18 protein-coding genes are annotated in these 19526 nt (G+C 72.4%); all 18 read left to right on the forward strand.

What is annotated here, in order from left to right; all coding sequences use genetic code 11:
* Positions 1–61: 61 nt before the first annotated feature.
* Positions 62–1294, forward strand: a complete 1233-nt coding sequence (gene aroC / locus MLY01S_RS03820; RefSeq protein WP_067189463.1) for a chorismate synthase — start codon at positions 62–64, stop codon at positions 1292–1294.
* A complete protein-coding gene (locus MLY01S_RS03825) occupies positions 1291–1920 on the forward strand; it encodes a shikimate kinase (protein WP_245232109.1) in 630 nt (209 codons plus the stop codon). Before aroC ends, MLY01S_RS03825 begins: the two co-directional genes overlap by 4 nt.
* Positions 1921–1929: 9 nt before the next feature.
* Positions 1930–3117, forward strand: coding sequence for a 3-dehydroquinate synthase (gene aroB / locus MLY01S_RS03830; protein WP_082739643.1), 1188 nt, complete (start codon positions 1930–1932; stop codon positions 3115–3117).
* Between the two features lie 101 nt (positions 3118–3218).
* Positions 3219–3782, forward strand: coding sequence for an elongation factor P (efp, locus tag MLY01S_RS03835; RefSeq protein ID WP_067189464.1), 564 nt, complete (start codon positions 3219–3221; stop codon positions 3780–3782).
* Positions 3775–4218 carry a transcription antitermination factor NusB gene (nusB, locus tag MLY01S_RS03840; protein ID WP_067189466.1) on the forward strand — a complete coding sequence of 148 codons (444 nt, stop codon included), beginning with the start codon at positions 3775–3777 and terminating at the stop codon, positions 4216–4218. The genes efp and nusB overlap by 8 nt, the downstream gene beginning before the upstream one ends.
* 182 nt (positions 4219–4400) lie before the next feature.
* On the forward strand, positions 4401–5003 hold the full coding sequence (gene pyrR / locus MLY01S_RS03845) for a bifunctional pyr operon transcriptional regulator/uracil phosphoribosyltransferase PyrR (RefSeq protein ID WP_067189468.1): 603 nt from the start codon (positions 4401–4403) through the stop codon (positions 5001–5003).
* A gap of 3 nt (positions 5004–5006) precedes the next feature.
* Positions 5007–5984 (forward strand): aspartate carbamoyltransferase catalytic subunit, encoded by a 978-nt coding sequence (locus tag MLY01S_RS03850; RefSeq protein ID WP_067189470.1) that lies wholly within the window; start codon positions 5007–5009, stop codon positions 5982–5984.
* Between the two features lie 2 nt (positions 5985–5986).
* Complete coding sequence (locus tag MLY01S_RS03855) at positions 5987–7348, forward strand: dihydroorotase (RefSeq protein ID WP_067189472.1); 1362 nt, start codon at positions 5987–5989, stop codon at positions 7346–7348.
* On the forward strand, positions 7345–7980 hold the full coding sequence (locus tag MLY01S_RS03860; protein WP_245232110.1) for a PH-like domain-containing protein: 636 nt from the start codon (positions 7345–7347) through the stop codon (positions 7978–7980). The genes MLY01S_RS03855 and MLY01S_RS03860 overlap by 4 nt, the downstream gene beginning before the upstream one ends.
* Positions 7977–9161 (forward strand): glutamine-hydrolyzing carbamoyl-phosphate synthase small subunit, encoded by a 1185-nt coding sequence (gene carA, locus MLY01S_RS03865; protein ID WP_067189474.1) that lies wholly within the window; start codon positions 7977–7979, stop codon positions 9159–9161. The genes MLY01S_RS03860 and carA overlap by 4 nt, the downstream gene beginning before the upstream one ends.
* 3 nt (positions 9162–9164) lie before the next feature.
* Positions 9165–12491 carry a carbamoyl-phosphate synthase large subunit gene (carB, locus tag MLY01S_RS03870; RefSeq protein WP_067189475.1) on the forward strand — a complete coding sequence of 1109 codons (3327 nt, stop codon included), beginning with the start codon at positions 9165–9167 and terminating at the stop codon, positions 12489–12491.
* Entirely contained in the window at positions 12488–13453 is a 966-nt protein-coding gene (pyrF, locus tag MLY01S_RS03875; protein ID WP_067189477.1) for an orotidine-5'-phosphate decarboxylase, read from the forward strand. Before carB ends, pyrF begins: the two co-directional genes overlap by 4 nt.
* A gap of 144 nt (positions 13454–13597) precedes the next feature.
* On the forward strand, positions 13598–13912 hold the full coding sequence (mihF, locus tag MLY01S_RS03880) for an integration host factor, actinobacterial type (RefSeq protein ID WP_067189479.1): 315 nt from the start codon (positions 13598–13600) through the stop codon (positions 13910–13912).
* A gap of 95 nt (positions 13913–14007) precedes the next feature.
* Positions 14008–14625, forward strand: a complete 618-nt coding sequence (gene gmk / locus MLY01S_RS03885) for a guanylate kinase (protein WP_087133392.1) — start codon at positions 14008–14010, stop codon at positions 14623–14625.
* 89 nt (positions 14626–14714) lie between these two features.
* Complete coding sequence (rpoZ, locus tag MLY01S_RS03890) at positions 14715–15098, forward strand: DNA-directed RNA polymerase subunit omega (protein ID WP_067189482.1); 384 nt, start codon at positions 14715–14717, stop codon at positions 15096–15098.
* 4 nt (positions 15099–15102) lie between these two features.
* Positions 15103–16446 (forward strand): bifunctional phosphopantothenoylcysteine decarboxylase/phosphopantothenate synthase, encoded by a 1344-nt coding sequence (locus tag MLY01S_RS03895; protein WP_067189484.1) that lies wholly within the window; start codon positions 15103–15105, stop codon positions 16444–16446.
* Between the two features lie 31 nt (positions 16447–16477).
* Positions 16478–17734, forward strand: a complete 1257-nt coding sequence (gene metK / locus MLY01S_RS03900; RefSeq protein ID WP_082739645.1) for a methionine adenosyltransferase — start codon at positions 16478–16480, stop codon at positions 17732–17734.
* A 96-nt stretch (positions 17735–17830) separates the two neighbouring features.
* The coding region (locus MLY01S_RS03905; protein ID WP_067189485.1) for a primosomal protein N' family DNA-binding protein at positions 17831–19526 on the forward strand (1696 nt) is incomplete at its 3' end.

Here is a 19526-nt window from a genome sequence, read left to right on the forward strand (position 1 = left end):
GAGTGGACATGCGCGGGGCGAGGGGCCGTCGTCGTGGAGCAGGCGTGAGAGACTGCCGGGCATGGTGCGTTGGCTGACCGCGGGTGAATCGCATGGACCCGCCCTGACCGGAATCATCGAAGGGCTGCCCGCAGGCGTCCCCCTGACCACGAAGGACGTCCAGGACGCCCTCGCGCGGCGACGCCTCGGCTATGGGCGCGGCGCACGCATGACGTTCGAGCAGGACGAGGTGACGCTGCTCGGCGGCGTCCGCCACGGCCTCACCCTCGGCTCCCCGGTCGCGATCCAGGTGGGCAACACCGAGTGGCCCAAGTGGGAGAAGGTCATGTCCGCCGACCCGGTGGACGAGTCCGACCTGGAGGGCCTCGCCCGCGCTGCGAAGCTCACCCGCCCGCGGCCCGGCCACGCCGACCTCACCGGCATGCAGAAGTACGGCTTCGACGAGGCCCGTCCGCTGCTCGAGCGCGCCTCCGCCCGCGAGACCGCCGCCCGCGTCGCCCTCGGCACCGCCGCCCGGAGCCTGCTCGCCGAGCTCGGGGTGCGGATCGTGTCCCACACTGTCGCCTTCGGTGGAGTGAGCCTGCCGGCCGACGCCGACGTCCCGCTCCCCGAGGACGAAGCCCGTCTGGACGAGGATCCGGTGCGCTGCACCGACCCGGAGACCTCCGCAGCGATGGTCGCCGAGGTCGACGCGGCCCGCAAGGAGGGCGAGACCCTCGGCGGCGTGGTCGAGGTGCTCGCCTACGGTGCCCCCATCGGCCTCGGCTCCCACGTGCACTGGGACCGCCGCCTCGACGCGCGTCTGGCCGGTGCCCTCATGGGGATCCAGGCCATCAAGGGCGTGGAGGTCGGCGACGGCTTCGACACGGCTGCCCGGCGCGGCAGCGACGCCCACGACGCCATCGTCCGCGGCGCGGACGGCCGGCCCCGCCGCGCCACCGACCGTGCCGGGGGCATCGAGGCCGGCATGTCCACCGGCGAGGTGCTGCGCGTGCGCGCCGCCATGAAGCCGATCGCCACCGTCCCGCGCGCCCTGGGCACCGTGGACGTGGCCACCGGGGAGGACACCACCGCCCACCACCAGCGCTCCGACGTGGCCGCCGTGCCCGCCGCGGGCATCGTCGCCGAGGCCATGGTGGCCCTTGTCCTGGCCGACGCCGTGATGGAGAAGTTCGGCGGCGACTCGCTGCCGGAGACCAGGCGGAACCTCGAGGCCTTCACCGCCTCGCTCACCCCGCTGCCGGAGCCGACCGGCGAGGCGTCCCACACCCCCATGGGGGACCCGCTGCCGTGAGCCCGACCACCCCCGGCGGCCAGGCCTGGCGCCGGACGGTGCAGGCCGTCGAACGCGAGCTCGAGCGGCTCCGCGTGCCCTCGGCCTGGCTCTGGCGCTGGCGGCTGCGGCGGCGGATCGTGCTGGTCGGCCCCATGGGATGCGGCAAGTCCACCGTCGGCCGGGAGCTGGCGCGGCTCGTGGGGTGTGCGCACCTGGACGCGGACGCCGTCTTCACCCAGGCGCACGGGCCCATCCCGGAGTTCTTCGTCGAGCACGGCGAACCCGCCTTCCGCCGTGCCGAGGAGCAGGTCATGGAGCACCTGCTCAGCCGCCACCGTCCGTTCGTGCTCTCCTGCGGCGGGGGCGCGGTGCTCAGCGCCGCCACCCGGCGGCGCCTGAAGGAGTCGGACGACCACGTGGTCCACCTGGACGTGGCCCCGTCCGACGCCCTGCGCAGGGTGCGCGGCGGCCATGGCCGTCCGGCGCTCAAGGGCGACCCCCAGGGGAACTGGGAGCGGCTGCGCAACGAGCGCGACCACCTCTACCGCGAGGTCGCGGACGTGACCATCGACACCACGGGCCTGAGCTCCCAGGACGTCGCCTGGCGTATCGTGGAGTCGGTCCGCCGCCGAAACAAGGAGTGACCGACGCCGATGACCGAACGCCCCCAGGAGCACGAGCAGACCCGCGCCGACGCGGTCTCCGCCGACCCGACCGACCCGGTGGGCGCCCCCGACCCGGGGACCGGCGAGGCCACGGTCATCCCCGTCTCCGGAGGCGCCGCAGCCGCTGCCCGCGGAGGCTACGACGTGGTCGTCGGCCGCGGCCTGCTCGGCCGCCTGCCCGCCATGCTGGGCCCCCACGTCCAGCGGGTGCTGATCATCCACCCCCGCGCCCTGCGCGCCACCGGCGACGTGGTCAAGAACGACCTCGAGGCCGCGGGCCTCACCGCCCTCACCGCAGAGATCCCGGACGCCGAGGAGGGCAAGCACCTCCAGGTCGCAGGCTTCTGCTGGACGGTCCTGGGCCAGAACAACTTCACCCGCTCGGACGCGATCGTCTCCGTGGGCGGCGGAGCCGTCTCCGACCTGGCCGGCTTCGTGGCCGCCACCTGGCTGCGCGGTGTGCGCGTGGTGCACATGCCGACCACCCTGCTCGGCATGGTCGACGCCGCCGTGGGAGGCAAGACCGGCATCAACACGGCCGAGGGCAAGAACCTCGTGGGCTCCTTCCACCCGCCGGCCGGCGTGCTCGCGGACCTGGACACCCTGCTGACCCTGCCGGCCAACGAGCTGATCTCCGGCCTCGCCGAGGTGGTCAAGTGCGGCTTCATCGCAGACCCGACCATCCTCGAGCTCATCGAGGCCGACCCGGAGAAGGCGCAGAACCCCCACTCCGCCGTCCTGCGGGAGCTCATCGAGCGTGCGATCGCCGTCAAGGCCCAGATCGTCACCGACGACCTCAAGGAGACCGGCCGCCGCGAGGCCCTCAACTACGGCCACACCCTGGCACACGCCATCGAGCTGGCCGAGCGCTATCAGTGGCGCCACGGGGCCGCCGTGTCCGTGGGCCTGGTCTTCGCCGCCGAGCTCGCCCGCTCCCTGGGCCGCATCGACGACGCGACCGCGGACCGCCACTGGTCCGTGCTCCAGTCCCTCGGCCTGCCGGTGTCCTACCGCGGCGACCGCTGGCAGACCCTCCTCGAGGGCATCCAGCGCGACAAGAAGAACCGCGGAGACCGGCTGCGCTTCGTCCTGCTGGACGGCATCGGCCAGCCGTCCACCGTGGATGTCCCGGACGCCTCGCTGCTGTTCGCGGCCTACCAGGAGATCGCCGAGTGATCCCGGGCCTGCCGTAGACTGGCGGGCGCACATCCGACAAGAAACCGTATCCACTCGCGCGTGCGCTCACCGCCGCGCGTCACGACCGTGGGAGAGAGAACGTGGCAAGCACCAGCGACATCAAGAACGGCGCCGTCCTCAAGCTCGAGGGCCAGCTCTGGAACGTCATCGAGTTCCAGCACGTCAAGCCGGGCAAGGGCGGCGCGTTCGTGCGCACCAAGCTGAAGAACATCACCACCGGCAAGACCGTGGACAAGACGTTCAACGCCGGCGCCAAGGTCGAGCTCGCCACCGTGGACCGCTCGGACTACGAGTACCTGTACCAGGACGGCGAGGACTACGTCTTCATGGACGTGAAGACCTACGACCAGATCCCGGTCTCCGAGGCCGTCGTGGGCGACGCCGCCAAGTACCTCCTCGAGAACGCCAAGGTCACCATCGCCATGAACGAGGGCAGCCCGCTGTACCTCGAGATGCCGGCCTCCGTGGTCCTGGAGATCACCTACACCGAGCCGGGCCTGCAGGGCGACCGCTCCAACGCCGGCACCAAGCCCGCCACCGTGGAGACCGGCGCCGAGGTCCAGGTCCCGCTGTTCGTGGAGCAGGGCACCAAGATCAAGGTCGACACCCGCACCGGCGACTACCTGGGCCGCGTCAATGACTGAGTCCGCCTCCTCCGCCAGGCGCGGCGGGACGGCGCGCAGCCGGTCCCGCCTGCGCGCCGTCGAGATCCTCTTCGAGGCGGAGCAGCGCGGCACGACCCCGGACGAGGGCATCCGTGCCCGCGTCGACCACACCGACCTGCGCGTCAACGCGTACGCCCAGCAGGTGATCGACGGCGTGATCACCGAGCAGGAGCGCCTCGACGAGGCCCTGACCTCCTACTCGCGCGGCTGGTCCCTGGACCGCATGCCCGCCGTCGACCGCGTGATCCTGCGCGTCGGGGCATGGGAACTGCTGTTCAACGACGAGGTCCCGGACGGCGTCGCCGTCGCCGAGGCCGTCACCCTCGCCCAGCAGCTGTCCACCGACGAGTCCCCGGAGTTCGTCAACGGCCTCCTCGGCCGGCTCCAGCAGGTCAAGCCGACCCTGCTCGCCTGAGACGCACCCCACACGCCCGAGGGTCCGGAGCCTGTCACAGAGCAGGTCTGCGGGCCCTCGGTGTTGGTAGGGTGGGAACCGCGCGCTACGGCCTGTGGGCCGAGCGGCCCGCACGCCCGGCAGACCGGGCACGATCGCATCCTTTAACGTCCGTCCCGTGAGGCGGGGAAGGAGGCGCCGGCATGGGAGCAGATCCCACCGCACCTCGCTCTGACCGAGCCCGAGCCGCCCGGACCGTGCTGTCCGGAGCGGACATCCAGCGCGTGCTCACGCGCATCGCCCACGAGATCCTGGAGTCCAACCGCGGCGCCCAGGACCTGATCCTGTTGGGCATCCCCAGCCGTGGCGTGCCGCTGGCGCAGCGCCTCGGCGAGATCGTCGCCCGCATCGACCCGTCCTTCGACGCCGCCGCCTCCGTCGGCCAGCTCGACGTGACCCTCTACCGCGACGACCTGCGCCGCTCCACGTCCCGCACCCCTGCACCGACCCGGGTCCCCGACCGCGGCCTGGACGGCGCCGTCGTCGTGCTCGTCGACGACGTGCTGTTCTCCGGCCGTACCGTCCGTGCCGCCCTGGACGCCGTCGCCGACCTGGGCCGTCCCGCGGCCGTGCGCCTGGCCACCCTCGTGGACCGCGGCCACCGCGAGCTGCCCATCCGCGCCGACTTCGTGGGCAAGAACCTCCCGACCTCCACCGCCGAGCGCGTCCACGTGGTCCTGTCCGAGACGGATGGGACGGACGTCGAGGACGCCGTGGTCATCACCGACGCCGAGAAGGAGGCCTGAGCCGTGCGCCACCTGCTCTCCACCGTGGACCTCGGCTATGAGGACGCCCTGGCCATCCTGGACACCGCCGAGGAGATGGCGGCCGTCAACGAGCGCGAGGTCAAGAAGCTTCCGTCCCTGCGCGGCCGCACCGTGGTGAACCTCTTCCTCGAGGACTCCACCCGCACCCGCATCTCCTTCGAGGCCGCCGCCAAACGCCTCTCCGCGGACGTCATCAACTTCTCCGCGAAGGGCTCCTCGGTGTCCAAGGGCGAGTCCCTGAAGGACACCGTGCAGACCCTGGCCGCGATCGGCGCGGACGCGATCGTCATGCGCCACTGGTCCTCCGGCGCCGCCCAGCAGCTCGCCGAGTCCGGCTGGGTGGACGCCGCCGTGGTCAACGCCGGCGACGGCACCCACGCCCATCCGACCCAGGCCCTCCTGGACGCCTTCACCCTGCGCCGCCGCCTCGCCGGCTCGCGCGGGGTGGACTCCACCGGCACGGACCTGACCGGCATGCGCGTGGTGATCGTGGGGGACATCCTCCACTCCCGCGTCGCCCGCTCCAACGTCTGGCTGCTGCACACCCTCGGCGCGGACGTGGTGGTCGCCGCCCCGCCGACCCTGCTTCCGGTGGGCGTGGGCAGCTGGCCCTGCCGTGTCACCTACTCCCTCGACGAGGCCCTCGCCGAGCGGCCGGACGCCGTCATGATGCTGCGCGTCCAGGCCGAGCGCATGGGCGGTGCCTTCTTCCCGTCCGCAGGGGAGTACACCCGCTCCTGGGGTCTGACGGCAGAGCGCTTCGCCCTGCTGGACTCCCGCGGCGGACAGGTGCTGCAGCAGCCCGTGGTGATGCACCCCGGCCCGATGAACCGGGGCCTGGAGATCTGCGACGCCGCCGCGGACTCGCCGCACAACACCGTCCTCGAGCAGGTGGCCAACGGCGTCTCCATCCGCATGGCCGTCCTGCACCTCGTCCTGAACAACGACCCGGAGGCCTGAGCATGACCGCCACCACCACCGACGCCCCCGTCCTGCTGCGCGGCGCCACCCTCCCGAACGGCGGGAGCGCCGATGTGCTCGTCGCCGACGGCCGCGTGGCCGCCGTGGACTCCTGCGCCGCCGACCAGTCCCGGGACGTCGAGACGATCGACTGCGCCGGCCTGGTCCTGCTGCCGGGCCTGGTCGACCTGCACACCCACCTGCGCCAGCCCGGCAAGGAGGACGCAGAGACCGTGGAGACCGGCACCCGCGCCGCCGCCATGGGCGGCTTCACCTCCGTCCACGCCATGGCGAACTCCACCCCGACCGCGGACACCGCCGGCGTGGTGGAACAGGTCTGGCGCCTCGGCCGCGCCTCCGGCTGGTGCGACGTGCACCCGGTCGGCGCCGTCACGGTCGGGCTCGCCGGCCAGTCCCTGGCCGACCTCGGTGCCATGGCCGACTCCCAGGCGAAGGTGCGCATGTTCTCCGACGACGGCATGTGCGTGCACGACGCCGTGCTGATGCGCCGCGCGCTCGAGTACGTGAAGGCCTTCGGCGGCTTCGTGGCACAGCACGCCCAGGAGCCGACGCTCACCGCCGGTGCCCAGATGAACGAGTCCGAGCTCTCCGGCGTCCTCGGCCTGGCCGGCTGGCCCGCCGTCGCCGAGGAGGCGATCATCGCCCGTGACGTGCTGCTCGCCCAGCATGTGGAGTCTCGTCTGCACATCTGCCATGTGTCCACGGCCGGCTCCGTGGAGATCATCCGCTGGGCCAAGGAGCGCGGCATCGACGTCACCGCCGAGGTCACCCCGCACCACCTGCTGCTCACCGAGGAGCTCGTCCGTTCCTACAACCCGGTGTTCAAGGTCAACCCGCCGCTGCGCCGTGACGAGGACGTGCACGCCCTGCGGGCCGCGCTGGCGGACGGGACCATCGACACCGTGGGCACCGACCACGCCCCGCACACCGCCGAGACGAAGCAGTGCGAGTGGACCGTGGCGGCCATGGGCATGACCGGGCTCGAGACCGCCCTGCCCGTGGTGCAGGAGGCCATGGTGGAGACCGGCCTGATGGACTGGGCCGGCGTCGCCCGCGTCATGTCCGCGACCCCGGCGCGCATCGCCGGCCTGGAGGACCAGGGCAACGTGGAGGAGGACGGCACCCCGGTCGTCGGCTCCGTGGCCAACCTGCTCCTCTGGGACCCGGCCGTGCGCTGCGTCGTGGACCCCGCCACGCACACCACCAAGTCCCGCAACAGCCCCTACGAGGGCCGCGAACTGCCCGGCCGCACGGTGCACACCTTCTACCGCGGCCGCCGCGTGGTGGCCGACGGCGTCCTCGCGGAGCCGTTCCGCCACGCCCCGGTGGAGGAGGCCCGGTGAGCCCGACGACCCTCACGGCCGGCCAGGCCGTGCTGCTGGCCTCGGGCGTGCGCCCCGTGCCGCCGGCCTCCCCGCTCAAGGACTACTCCGAGCACTACGTCTCGATCATCGCCTGGACCCTCGGGGTCATCGTCGTCCTGGTCGGACTGCTCCTGTGGGGGTGGACCGCACGCAAGCGCCGCCAGTCGGGCATCGCCGCTCCGGAAGCCGTGCCCGCCGCACTCTACGAGGTCGAGCCCGCCGCCGGCTCCCAGGGCATGTACGTGGGCACGGTGCTGGGTCAGGACCGCCTCGACCGCGTCGCCGCCCATGACCTCGGCATCCGCTCCGAGGCGCGCCTGGAGGTGCACACCCTCGGAGAGCACGCCGGCGCTGTGGTGCTCCGCCCGCGGGTGGAGAACGTGTTCGTGCCCGCCGCCGCGCTCCGCGAGTGCGGCACCACCGGCGGCATGGTCGGCAAGTTCGTCGAACCGGACGGACTGGTCGCCTTCACCTGGGACCTCGGGGGCACCGAGGTCACCACAGCCTTCCGACCCCGCGACCCGCAGGACCGCCACGCCCTGCTGGACGCCCTGCAGACCATCATCGACCGCACCGCCACCACCGGTGCCGCACAGGAGGACGCCCGATGAGCCCCACCACCGACCCCGCGCTGCTCGTGCTCGAGGACGGCACAGTCCATCGCGGCCGCGCCTACGGCGCCCGCGGCGCCACCCTGGGAGAGGCCGTGTTCACCACCGGCATGACCGGTTACCAGGAGACCCTGACCGACCCGTCCTACGCCGGCCAGATCGTGGTGCAGACCGCACCGCACATCGGCAACACCGGCGTCAATGCGCAGGACAGGGAATCCCGCGCGATCTGGGTCGCCGGCTACGTCGTCCGCGACGCCGCCCGTCGCCCCTCGAACTGGCGCTCCGAGCGCTCCCTCGACGAGGAGCTGGAGACCCAGGGCATCGTCGGCATCCAGGACGTGGACACCCGCGCGATCACGCGCACCCTCCGGACCGAGGGCTCCATGAAGGCCGGCGTGTTCTCCGGCGAGCAGGCCGAGCGCCCGGTCGCCGAGCTGCTGGAACAGGTCCGCTCCCAGCCGTCCATGAAGGGCCAGTCCCTCGCCGAGACCGTCTCCGCCGCCGAGGCCTACGTCGTGTCCCCGGCCGAGCACGGCTGGGCCGGCGAGCCGGTCGCCCGCATCGCGGCCCTTGACCTGGGCATGAAGGCGGCCACGCCGCGCCACCTCGCCGCCCGGGGCGTCGAGGTGCACGTGCTGCCGGCCACCGCCGACTTCGCGGCCATCCAGGCCGTGGACCCGGACGGGGTGTTCCTCTCGAACGGTCCGGGTGACCCGGCCACCGCGGACCGCCAGGTTCAGACACTCCGCGAGGTCCTGGATGCCGGCCTGCCGTTCTTCGGCATCTGCTTCGGCAACCAGATCTTCGGCCGCGCCCTGGGCTTCGGCACCTACAAGCTGCCGTTCGGCCACCGCGGCCCGAACCAGCCGGTCATGGTCAAGGAGACCGGCCGCGTCGAGATCACCTCCCAGAACCACGGCTTCGCCGTGGACGCCCCGCGCGGCGAGGCCGTCGAGGCCCCCGAGTCCCGCTACGGCCGCGTGGAGGTCTCCCACTGGTCGCTCAACGACGACGTCGTGGAGGGGCTGCGCCTGCTGGACCGCCCGGCCTTCTCCGTCCAGTTCCACCCCGAGGCCACCGCCGGTCCGCGCGACTCGCTCGGCCTGTTCGACCGCTTCGTCGCCCTGCTCACCGAGCACCGCGACTCCCGTTCCGCCCGCACCGCCGAAGGAGCCTGACCCATGCCCAAGCGCACCGACCTGAACTCCGTCCTGGTCATCGGCTCCGGACCGATCGTCATCGGCCAGGCGGCCGAGTTCGACTACTCCGGCACCCAGGCCATCCGCGTGCTCAAGGAGGAGGGCGTCCGCGTCGTCCTCGTGAACTCGAACCCGGCGACGATCATGACCGACCCGGAGCTGGCCGACGCCACCTACGTCGAGCCGATCACCCCTGAGGTGGTCGCGAAGATCATCGAGAAGGAGCGCCCGGACGCGGTGCTGCCGACCCTCGGCGGGCAGACCGCCCTCAACACGGCCATCGCCCTGGACAAGGACGGCGTGCTGGAGAAGTTCGGCGTCGAGCTCATCGGCGCGAACATCGACGCCATCGAACTGGGCGAGAACCGCGAGAAGTTCAAGGGTGTGGTGGAACGCTCCGGGGGCGAGTCCGCCCGCTCCGCGATCGTCCACACCATGGACGAGGCCCTTCAGGCCGTGAAGGAGCTCGGCTACCCGGTGGTGGTCCGCCCGTCCTTCACCATGGGCGGCCTCGGCTCCGGCATGGCCTACGACGAGGCCGACCTGCACCGGATCTGCGGCGCAGGCCTGCAGTACTCGCCGACCTCCGAGGTGCTCCTGGAGGAGTCCATCCTCGGCTGGAAGGAGTACGAGCTCGAGATGATGCGCGACCGCAACGACAACGTCGTGGTGGTCTGCTCCATCGAGAACGTGGACCCGGTGGGCGTGCACACCGGCGACTCCATCACCGTCGCCCCGGCGATGACCCTGACCGACCGCGAATACCAGAGGCTCCGCGACATCGCGATCAACGTGATCCGCGAGGTCGGGGTGGACACCGGCGGCTGCAACATCCAGTTCGCGGTGAACCCGGAGGACGGCCGCGTGGTGGTCATCGAGATGAACCCGCGCGTCTCCCGCTCGTCCGCCCTGGCTTCGAAGGCGACCGGCTTCGCGATCGCCAAGATCGCCACGAAGCTCGCCCTGGGCTACACCATGGACGAGATCCCGAACGACATCACCCGCAAGACCCCGGCCTCCTTCGAACCCGTGCTCGACTATGTGGTGGTGAAGGTTCCGCGCTTCGCGTTCGAGAAGTTCCCGGCCGCGGATCCGACCCTGACCACCACCATGAAGTCGGTGGGCGAGGCCATGGCGATCGGCCGCAACTTCACCGAGGCCCTGCAGAAGGCGCTGCGCTCCCTGGAGCAGAAGGGCACCGAGCTGTCGTTCGATCAGGAGGCGGACCCGCACGCCCTGCTGGCCGCCGCCCGCACCGCGACCACCGAGCGCCTGGCCCAGACCCAGCAGGCCCTCTACGCCGGGGCCACCCTGGAGCAGGCGTTCGAGGCCACCGCGATCGATCCGTGGTTCCTGGACCAGTTCATGCTGATCAACGAGATCGCGGACGAGGTCCGCACGGCCGGCCAACTCACCGCGCAGCTGCTGCACCGCGCCAAGCGCCACGGCTTCTCCGACGCCCAGATCGGTCAGCTGCGGCACATGGACCCGGCCGTGGTCCGCGGCGTCCGCCACGCCCTCGGCGTTCGCCCGGTCTACAAGACCGTGGACACCTGCGCCGCCGAGTTCGAGGCCTTCACCCCGTACCGCTACTCCAGCTATGACCTGGAGACCGAGGTGGAGTCCCACGAGTCCAAGTCCGTGATCATCCTCGGCTCCGGTCCGAACCGGATCGGCCAGGGCATAGAGTTCGACTACTCCTGCGTGCACGCCACCATGGCCCTGCGGGAAGGCGGCTACGAGACCGTCATGGTCAACTGCAACCCGGAGACGGTGTCCACGGACTACGACATCTCGGACCGCCTGTACTTCGAGCCGCTCACCCTCGAGGACGTCCTCGAGGTCATCGCGGCCGAGGAGGCCTCCGGCGGCGTGCTGGGCGTCTTCGTGCAGCTCGGCGGCCAGACCCCGCTGAAGCTGGCCCAGGAGCTCGCGGACGCCGGCGTGCCGATCCTCGGCACCTCGCCGGAGGCGATCGACCTGGCCGAGCACCGCGGCGAGTTCGCCCGCGTGCTGGACAACGCGGGTCTGATCGCCCCGAAGAACGGCACCGCCGTGTCCTTCGAGGACGCCAAGCGCGTGGCCGACGCGATCGGCTACCCGGTCCTGGTGCGCCCGTCCTACGTGCTGGGCGGCCGTGGCATGGAGATCGTGTACACCGAGGAGGCGCTGGCCTCCTACGTGGAGCACGCCACCGAGATCACCCCGGACCAGCCGATGCTGGTGGACCGCTTCCTCGAGGACGCGATCGAGATCGACGTGGACGCCCTCTACGACGGCAGCGAGCTGTACCTCGGCGGCATCATGGAGCACATCGAGGAGGCCGGCATCCACTCCGGCGACTCCGCCTGCGTGCTCCCACCGGTGACCCTCGGCCCGGACGTGCTGGATCGCGTGCGCACCGCCACGGAGCAGATCGCCGCCGGTGTGGGCGTGCGCGGCCTGATCAACATCCAGTTCGCCCTCGCCTCGGATGTGCTGTACGTGATCGAGGCGAACCCGCGCGCCTCCCGCACCGTGCCGTTCGTCTCCAAGGCGACCGGCGTGCAGCTGGCCAAGGCGGCCGCGCTGATCGGCGTGGGCCGCACCCTCGCCGATCTGCGCGCTGCCGGCGTGCTGCCGTCCCGCTACGACGGCGGCACCCTGCCGATCGGCGCGCCGGTGGCGGTCAAGGAGGCCGTGCTGCCGTTCACCCGCTTCCGCACCGCGGAGGGCCGCGTGGTCGACTCGCTGCTGGGCCCGGAGATGCGCTCGACGGGCGAGGTCATGGGCATCGACAAGCACTTCGACACCGCGTTCGCCAAGTCCCAGTCCGCCGCCGGCGGCCCGCTGCCCACCTCGGGGCGCGTGTTCGTGTCGGTCGCGAATCGGGACAAGCGCACCCTCGTGGGCCAGGCCAAGCGCCTCGTCGACCTCGGCTTCCAGGTGGTCTCCACCGGCGGCACCGCCGAGGTGCTGCGGCGCAACGGCATCCCCGCGGAGGTCGTGGCGAAGATCGCCGACGCCGGGCACGAGGACGGCGCGGGCACCGTGCTGGAGCAGCTGCACGCCGGCACCGTCGATCTCGTGCTGAACACGCCCTCCGGCGGCGACGCCCGCACGGACGGCTACGAGATCCGCGCGGCCGCGACGTCGCTCGGCGTGCCGGTGATCACGACCACGGCCGAGTTCGGGGCCTGCCTGCAGGCGATCGAGGCCCAGCGCCAGTTCGAGTGGTCCGTGACCTCCCTGCAGGAGCACGAGTCGCGTCTGCAGACCGCGCTGGACGATCAGGCCGGGGAGCGCGCCGCCGCAGAGGCTCGGGCATGACCGCGGAGGCGACCGCGCGCGTCGGCACCGCCGGGCGGGCCCCGTTCGGGGCCCGCCTGGCGGCGACCATGGAGTCCGTCGGTCCGCTCTGCCTGGGCATCGACCCGCACCCGGGCCTGTTGAAGGACTGGGGGCTCGACGACACGGCGGCCGGCCTCGAGGCGTTCTCCCTGACTGCGTTGGAGGCTGCGGCCGGAGGCGGTTCCCCGCTGGTGGCCGCCCTGAAGCCGCAGGTGGCGCTCTACGAGCGCCACGGTTCTGCCGGCATGGCCGCGCTGGAACGGCTGCTCGCCGAGGCCCGGGAGGCAGGGATCCTCACTATTGCCGACGCCAAGCGCGGGGACATCGGCTCGACCATGGCCGGCTATGCCGCCGCCTGGCTCGCCGACGGCTCTGCGCTGGCCGCCGACGCTGTGACCCTGAGCCCGTTCCTGGGCTTCGAGTCGCTGCGTCCGGCCCTGGACATGGCGGCGGAAACCGGCCGCGGCGTCTTCGTCCTGGCGCTCACCTCGAACCCGGAGGGCGCCTCCGTCCAGCACGTGGGGCACGATGACGGCTCGGCCGCCCCGTCTGCATCCCCCGCCTCGGCGGGCTCCCGGCCCGCAGAGGCCGCGCGGGGGGCCGCCGGCGGCAGCGTGGCGGCCCGGATCGTTGCCGCCGCGGCCGCGGAGAACGCGCTCAGGGCAGGCGGGGACCGTCTGGGCCCGGTCGGCCTGGTGGTCGGCGCGACGGTCGCGGACCGGGCCCGTGAGCTCGGTATCGACCTGTCCGCCGTGCGCGGTGCCCTGCTGGCACCGGGCTACGGGGCGCAGGGCGCGACGGCCGAGGGCATGCGCAGCGGCTTCGCCGACGCGTGGCCTGCCGTGCTGGCGACGAGCTCCCGGGGCATCCTGAGGGCCGGGCCGACCGTCGCCGGGCTGGCGGAGGCACTCCGCACGAACCTGTCTGACCTTCAGGGATGACATGCACAGGCGGCGGTGCGTGACGGTCCGTGTCCCCGGTGATACTTTTTCGCATCGACATCGGTCTGATGTCTGACCTGAACTACAGTGGCTCTCAGGTTCCGCAAGAACCTGCCACAGCCACAGCATCGAGAGAGGTTTTCCATGGCACTGCGCGAACTCAGCGTGGAAGAGCGGGCCGAGGCCAGGCAGAAGGCGCTGCGTGCCCGCCAGCAGCGCGCGGAGCTGAAGAGCGATTTCGCTGCGGGCAGGGTCTCCCTGCAGGAGGTCTTCGCCCGGGCGGACGAGGATCCGGCCGTCGGACGCCTGCGCACGGTCGACCTGATCCAGGCCCTGCCGGGCGTCGGTGAGATCCGGGCCCGGCGAGTGATGGAGGTCTGCGGCATCTCCCCGGTGCGCCGCCTCAGGGGCGTCGGCCGTCGCCAGCGGGAGGCCCTCATCGCCTACATCGGCCGCTGAGCCGGACGCTCCCTCACCGTCGGGGCAGGGGAGCGGCAACCGCGGCGACCGGCCGCAACGCCACGAAGGAGCACACCGTGACCGAGAACCCGTCCATGGGCCCGCCGCCCGCCGTCCCGGGCGCACGGCCGAGCCGCAAGGATCCGCTGACCGGCCCCGGAGTGACCGTGCTGGCCGGCCCCACCGCCGTGGGCAAGGGCACCGTCTCCGCCTACATCCGGGACAACTACCCTCAGGTGTGGCTCTCGGTGTCCGCCACCACCCGTGACGCCCGGCCGGGCGAGGAGGAGGGCGTCCACTACTTCTTCGTCACGGCGGACGAGTTCGACGACCTCGTCGCGCGGGACCAGATGCTCGAGTGGGCGGTGGTCCACGGGGTGCACCGCTACGGCACCCGCCGGGACAGAGTGCAGGAGGCGGTGGACGCCGGCCGGCACGTGCTGCTGGAGATCGACCTCCAGGGCGCACGCCAGGTGCGGGAGGCGATGCCGGAGGCGACCTTCGTGTTCCTGTCCCCGCCGAGCTGGGACGAGCTGGTCAGCCGCCTGACGGGCCGCGGCACGGAGTCGGCGGAGGAACAGCGCCGCCGCCTCGAAACCGCTAGACTGGAGCTCGCCGCCGAGCCGGAGTTCGACGCCGTCGTGGTCAACGACCGCGTCGAGAGCGCCGCCAAGGAGCTGGTCCGCCTGATGGGACTGGACCCGCGCGCCTGAGGGCCCCGCCCTGACAGGACCGCCCCGGCTCGCCCCGAAGACCCCATGCGCCCCGCGCGCATCCACGCCACGCAACGACTGGAGAATCCGTGACCGATCAGTACGCCGGCATCGTCAACCCGCCCCTCGACTCCCTGCTGGAGCGGGTCGACTCCAAGTACGCCCTGGTGCTCTTTGCTGCGAAGCGCGCCCGTCAGATCAACGCCTACTACTCCCAGCTGCACGAGGGCCTGTTCGAGTACGTCGGCCCGCTGGTGGACACCGAGCTGAACGAGAAGCCGCTGTCCATCGCCCTGCGCGAGATCGAGTCGGACCTGCTGGTCTCCCGCGAGGCCACCGAGGAGGCCGCCGCCGTGGACTTCGCCGCCGAGGAGTTCGGTGATTTCACCCTCCCCGGTGAGGAGGACCCGTTCGGCGCCGCCGAGGACCTCGAGTCCGCCGAGGAGTCCTCCGAGGACTCCGAGAACGCCTGATCCCATGCGGATCGTCCTTGGCGTCGGCGGTGGGATCGCCGCGTACAAGTCGGCCTCGCTGCTGCGCCTCATGACGGAGGCGGGACATGAGGTCACCGTGGTGCCCACCGTCCATGCCGAGGAGTTCGTCGGACGCGCCACTTGGGAGGCGCTCTCCGGCCACCCGGTGAGCACGGACACCTTCGACGACGTCGACCAGGTCCGTCACGTCCGTCTCGGACGCGAGGCCGAGCTGGTCGTCGTCGCACCGGCCACCGCGGACCTGCTGGCACGCACCGCCGTCGGCATGGCGCCGGACCTGCTGGGCAACGTGCTGCTGACCGCCACCTGCCCGGTCCTGGTGGCCCCGGCGATGCACACGGAGATGTGGCTGCACCCGGCCACCCAGGAGAACGTCGCCGTCCTGCGCCGCCGCGGCGTCACCGTGCTGGAACCGGCCGTCGGCCGGCTGACCGGCAAGGACTCCGGCCCCGGTCGCCTGCCCGAGCCGGAGGACATCTGGGCCGCAGCCCAGGCCCTCGCCGCGGACGCCCCCGCCTTCTCCCGCGGCCGTGCCGTCACCCAGGAGGGCGCGACGACGGCACCGGCGTCCGCCATCTCCGTCGCCACGTCGGACCCCACCGTTCCCGACGCCCCAGGGTCCCTGGGCATCCCGGGCGACCGACCGTCGTCGGGACCCCTGAGCGGGCGTCGTGTGGTGATCACCGGCGGCGGCACCCGGGAACCGCTGGACCCGGTGCGCTACCTGGGCAACCGGTCCTCCGGCAAGCAGGCCGTGGCCATCGCCGAGCAGGCCCTCGCCGCCGGTGCCGACGTCACCCTGATCGCGGCCGCCATGACCGCACAGCCACCGGCCGGCGCCGAGGTCGTGGACGTGGAGTCCACGCAGGAGCTGCTCGAGGCCGTGCTGGAGCATGCCCCGGGCGCGGACGCGCTGGTCATGGCCGCCGCCGTGGCGGACTTCCGGCCGGTGGACGTCGCCGAGACCAAGATCAAGAAGGGCGAGGACGGCTCCTCGCCGACCCTCGTGCTGGAGCGCACCCCGGACGTGCTGGCCACCGCGGTGGCCGAGCGCGCCGCGGGCGCGGACATGCCGGGGCTGATCGTCGGCTTCGCCGCGGAGACCGGGGACGGCGAGTCCTCCGTGCTCGAGTACGCGCAGGCCAAGCTCGCCCGCAAGGGCTGCGAGATGCTCGTGGTGAACGACGTCGGCGCCGGCAGGGTCTTCGGCAGGGACGAGACCGAGGTGACCGTGCTCTTCGCCGACGGTCGCGAGCCGGTCTCACGCGCGGGGGACAAGACGGATGCCGCACGGCTCGTCGTGGAGCAGATGACGCTCGCGCTCTAGCGCGTCCTCAGCGGACACTAGAATCGTCCGCATGACCGATTCGACCTCCACCACGTCTGCTCACGCCCCCTACCGCGGAGTCGGCGGCGGCGACCTGCGCCTGTTCACGTCCGAGTCTGTGACCGCCGGTCATCCGGACAAGATCTGCGACCAGATCTCAGACGCCATCCTGGACGCTCTGCTCGCGGCGGACCCGTCCGCCAAGGTCGCCGTGGAGACGCTGACCACCACGGGACTGGTGCAGGTGGCCGGAGAGGTCAACACCAGCGCCTACGTCGAGATCCCGCAGATCGTCCGCAAGACGATCCTGGACATCGGCTACGACTCCTCGGCCAACGGCTTCGACGGCGCCCAGTGCGGTGTCAACATCTCCATCGGCCAGCAGTCCTCGGACATCCACACCGGCGTCATGACGTCATTGGAGACCCGCGAGTACGGCTCCGCGGACGCCGTGGACGTGCAGGGCGCCGGGGACCAGGGCATCATGTTCGGCTACGCCACCAACGAGACGCCGACCCTCATGCCGATGCCCATCTACCTGGCCCACCGGCTCTCCGCACGACTGACCGAGGTGCGCACGATGGTGGACTCGCCCATGCCCTACCTGCTGCCGGACGGCAAGACGCAGGTGACCATCGGCTACGACGCGCACCACCGCCCGAAGACCATCGAGGCCGTCGTGGTCTCCACCCAGCACCATGACGTGGTGGACCAGCCGACCCTGCGCCGGGACGTGGAGCAGCACGTGGTGCGTCCGGTCATCGAGGCCGCGGGACTGGACGTCTCTGCGACCCGCATCATCATCAACCCCGGCGGCAAGTTCGTCATCGGCGGTCCCGTCGGCGACGCCGGCCTCACCGGCCGCAAGATCATCGTGGACACCTACGGCGGCATGGCCCGCCACGGCGGCGGCGCCTTCTCCGGCAAGGACCCGTCCAAGGTGGACCGCTCCGCCGCCTACGCCATGCGCTGGGTGGCCAAGAACGTGGTGGCCGCAGGTCTGGCGGACCGCGCCGAGTTCCAGGTCGCCTACGCCATCGGATCCGCCCGCCCGGTGGGCCTGTACGTGGACACCTTCGGCACCAACACGGTCCCGGAGGCGACGATCATCGACGCCGTGAACGAGGTCTTCGACCTGCGCCCGCTGGCGATCGTGAACGAGCTGAACCTGCTGCGGCCGATCTACCGCAAGACCGCCGCCAACGGCCACTTCGGCCGTGAGGACGCGGACTTCACCTGGGAGCGCCTGGACCGCGTGGACCGGCTGCGCGCCGCCGCCGGCCTCTGACGGGAGCCCGCCATCAGCGAGGCCCTGTTCGCCCTGCCCGAGCCTCCGGAGCGCAGCGCGCTGCCGGAGTCCGCCGAGGGCTGGCCGCAGCTGCCGGTGGCGAAGGTGGTGCTGGACTCCGCCGTCCCGCACCTGGACAGGGAGTTCGACTACCTCGTGCCGCCGTCGCTGGACGAGGCGGCCGTGCCCGGATCCCGGGTCACCGTCCGCTTCGGCGGCCGTGACCTCACCGGCTGGCTCATCGAGCGGGTCGAGGAGCCTGCCACGGGAGCCCAGCTCATGCCGCTGCGCACCGTGGTGACGAAGGTCCCGCCGCTGACCCCACCGGTGCTCGCGCTGGCGAGGGCCGTGGCGGTGCGCCAGGCCGGCGTCCTCTCGGATGTTCTCCGCGTGGCCGTGCCGCCGCGTGTGGCCCAGGTGGAGAAGGAGTTCCTCGCCGAGCCGGAGCTGGATGCGCCGGTGGCGCTCCCACCCGGACCGGAGGGCGAGCGCGAGGACCAGGTCGCGGACCCGTGCGTGGCGAGGGCCGAGGGACCGGCTGCGGAGGAGGCGAAGGCGGCGGTGAGGTGTCCGGCTGAGGCCGGTGCCGACGTCGGGACCCCGGTGCTTTCGGCACTGGCCGGCGGACATGCCTTCGTCTCCGCCGTCTGTGCCGGAGACGCCCCACGGGCGGCGGCTGTGCTGCCCTCCCGCGTGGGGGACTGGGACGAGGCGGCGGTGTTTGCGGACCTGGCGAAGACCGTGGCGGCCGCCGGACGCTCCGTGGTGCTGGTGGTCCCCGACCAACGCGACCTCACCCGGCTGTGCGCGGCGTTGGATGCGACGGTCGGCGAGCACGCCTACGCCCGGCTCACCGCCGAAGACGGCAACACGCCGCGGTATCGGGCGCACCTGCGTCTGCTGACCGGTCGGGCCCGGATCGCGGTGGGCACGCGGTCGGCGATCTGGGCGCCCGTGGAGGGCCTGGGGCTGATCGCGGTGTGGGACGAGGGCGACGACGCCCTGGCCGAGCCGCGCGCTCCCTATCAGCATGTGCGGGAGGTCGCCCTTCAGCGGGCGCGTCAGGAGGGCGCCGGTGTGCTGTTCGCCGGCCTCGGCCGGACCGCCGCCCTGCAGCGGCTCGTGGATGCCGGTTGGGTGCAGCACCTCGCGGTGGACCGCGCCGAGCAGCGTCGGCTGGCCCCGCGCGTGCTCTCCACCGCGGACTCGTGGGAGTCTGCCCGCGACCCCTTCGCCCGGAGGGCACGGCTGCCGCAGGCCGCCTGGCGGGCCGCGCGTGAGGCCCTGGACGGGCGGACCCCGGGCCCGGTGCTGGTGCAGGTCGCCCGGGCCGGCTTCATCCCGGCGCTGGTCTGCCAGCGGTGCCGCGTGCCCGCCCGCTGCCGCCACTGCTCCGGGCCGCTGTCCTTCCGCGACCGCGCCGCCGCCCAGACCGGTGAGCTGTCCTGCCGCTGGTGCGGCGTGCGCGAGCGCGGCTTCCGCTGCCCGGAGTGCGGAACCCAGCAGGTGCGCGCAGGCTCCCGCGGCGTGGACCGCACCGCGGACGAGCTGGGCCGGGCGTTCCCCCAGGTGCCGGTGCTCTCGAGCTCCTCGGAGCACATCCTCACCGAGGTCGGGGACGATCCCGCCCTGGTGGTGGCGACCGTCGGGGCCGAGCCGGTGGCCCGCGGCGGCTATGCCGCGGCGCTGCTGCTGGACGGCGACTCCCAGCTCGCGCGTGAGGGCCTCGACGTGCCCGGCCGCGTGCTGTCCCGGTGGCTGGCGGCCGCCGCGCTGGTGCGTCCGGCGCAGG

It is taken from the genome of Micrococcus lylae NBRC 15355 (assembly GCF_001570885.1).
In the GTDB taxonomy this organism is placed as follows: domain Bacteria; phylum Actinomycetota; class Actinomycetes; order Actinomycetales; family Micrococcaceae; genus Micrococcus; species Micrococcus lylae.

Coding starts and splice junctions, on each gene's coding strand:
- aroC (WP_067189463.1), top strand. CDS start 62: ATGGTGCGTTGGCTGACCGCGGGTGAATCGCATGGACCCGCCCTGACC.
- aroB (WP_082739643.1), top strand. CDS start 1,930: ATGACCGAACGCCCCCAGGAGCACGAGCAGACCCGCGCCGACGCGGTC.
- nusB (WP_067189466.1), top strand. CDS start 3,775: ATGACTGAGTCCGCCTCCTCCGCCAGGCGCGGCGGGACGGCGCGCAGC.
- pyrR (WP_067189468.1), top strand. CDS start 4,401: ATGGGAGCAGATCCCACCGCACCTCGCTCTGACCGAGCCCGAGCCGCC.
- MLY01S_RS03855 (WP_067189472.1), top strand. CDS start 5,987: ATGACCGCCACCACCACCGACGCCCCCGTCCTGCTGCGCGGCGCCACC.
- carA (WP_067189474.1), top strand. CDS start 7,977: ATGAGCCCCACCACCGACCCCGCGCTGCTCGTGCTCGAGGACGGCACA.
- carB (WP_067189475.1), top strand. CDS start 9,165: ATGCCCAAGCGCACCGACCTGAACTCCGTCCTGGTCATCGGCTCCGGA.
- pyrF (WP_067189477.1), top strand. CDS start 12,488: ATGACCGCGGAGGCGACCGCGCGCGTCGGCACCGCCGGGCGGGCCCCG.
- mihF (WP_067189479.1), top strand. CDS start 13,598: ATGGCACTGCGCGAACTCAGCGTGGAAGAGCGGGCCGAGGCCAGGCAG.
- gmk (WP_087133392.1), top strand. CDS start 14,008: ATGGGCCCGCCGCCCGCCGTCCCGGGCGCACGGCCGAGCCGCAAGGAT.
- MLY01S_RS03895 (WP_067189484.1), top strand. CDS start 15,103: ATGCGGATCGTCCTTGGCGTCGGCGGTGGGATCGCCGCGTACAAGTCG.
- metK (WP_082739645.1), top strand. CDS start 16,478: ATGACCGATTCGACCTCCACCACGTCTGCTCACGCCCCCTACCGCGGA.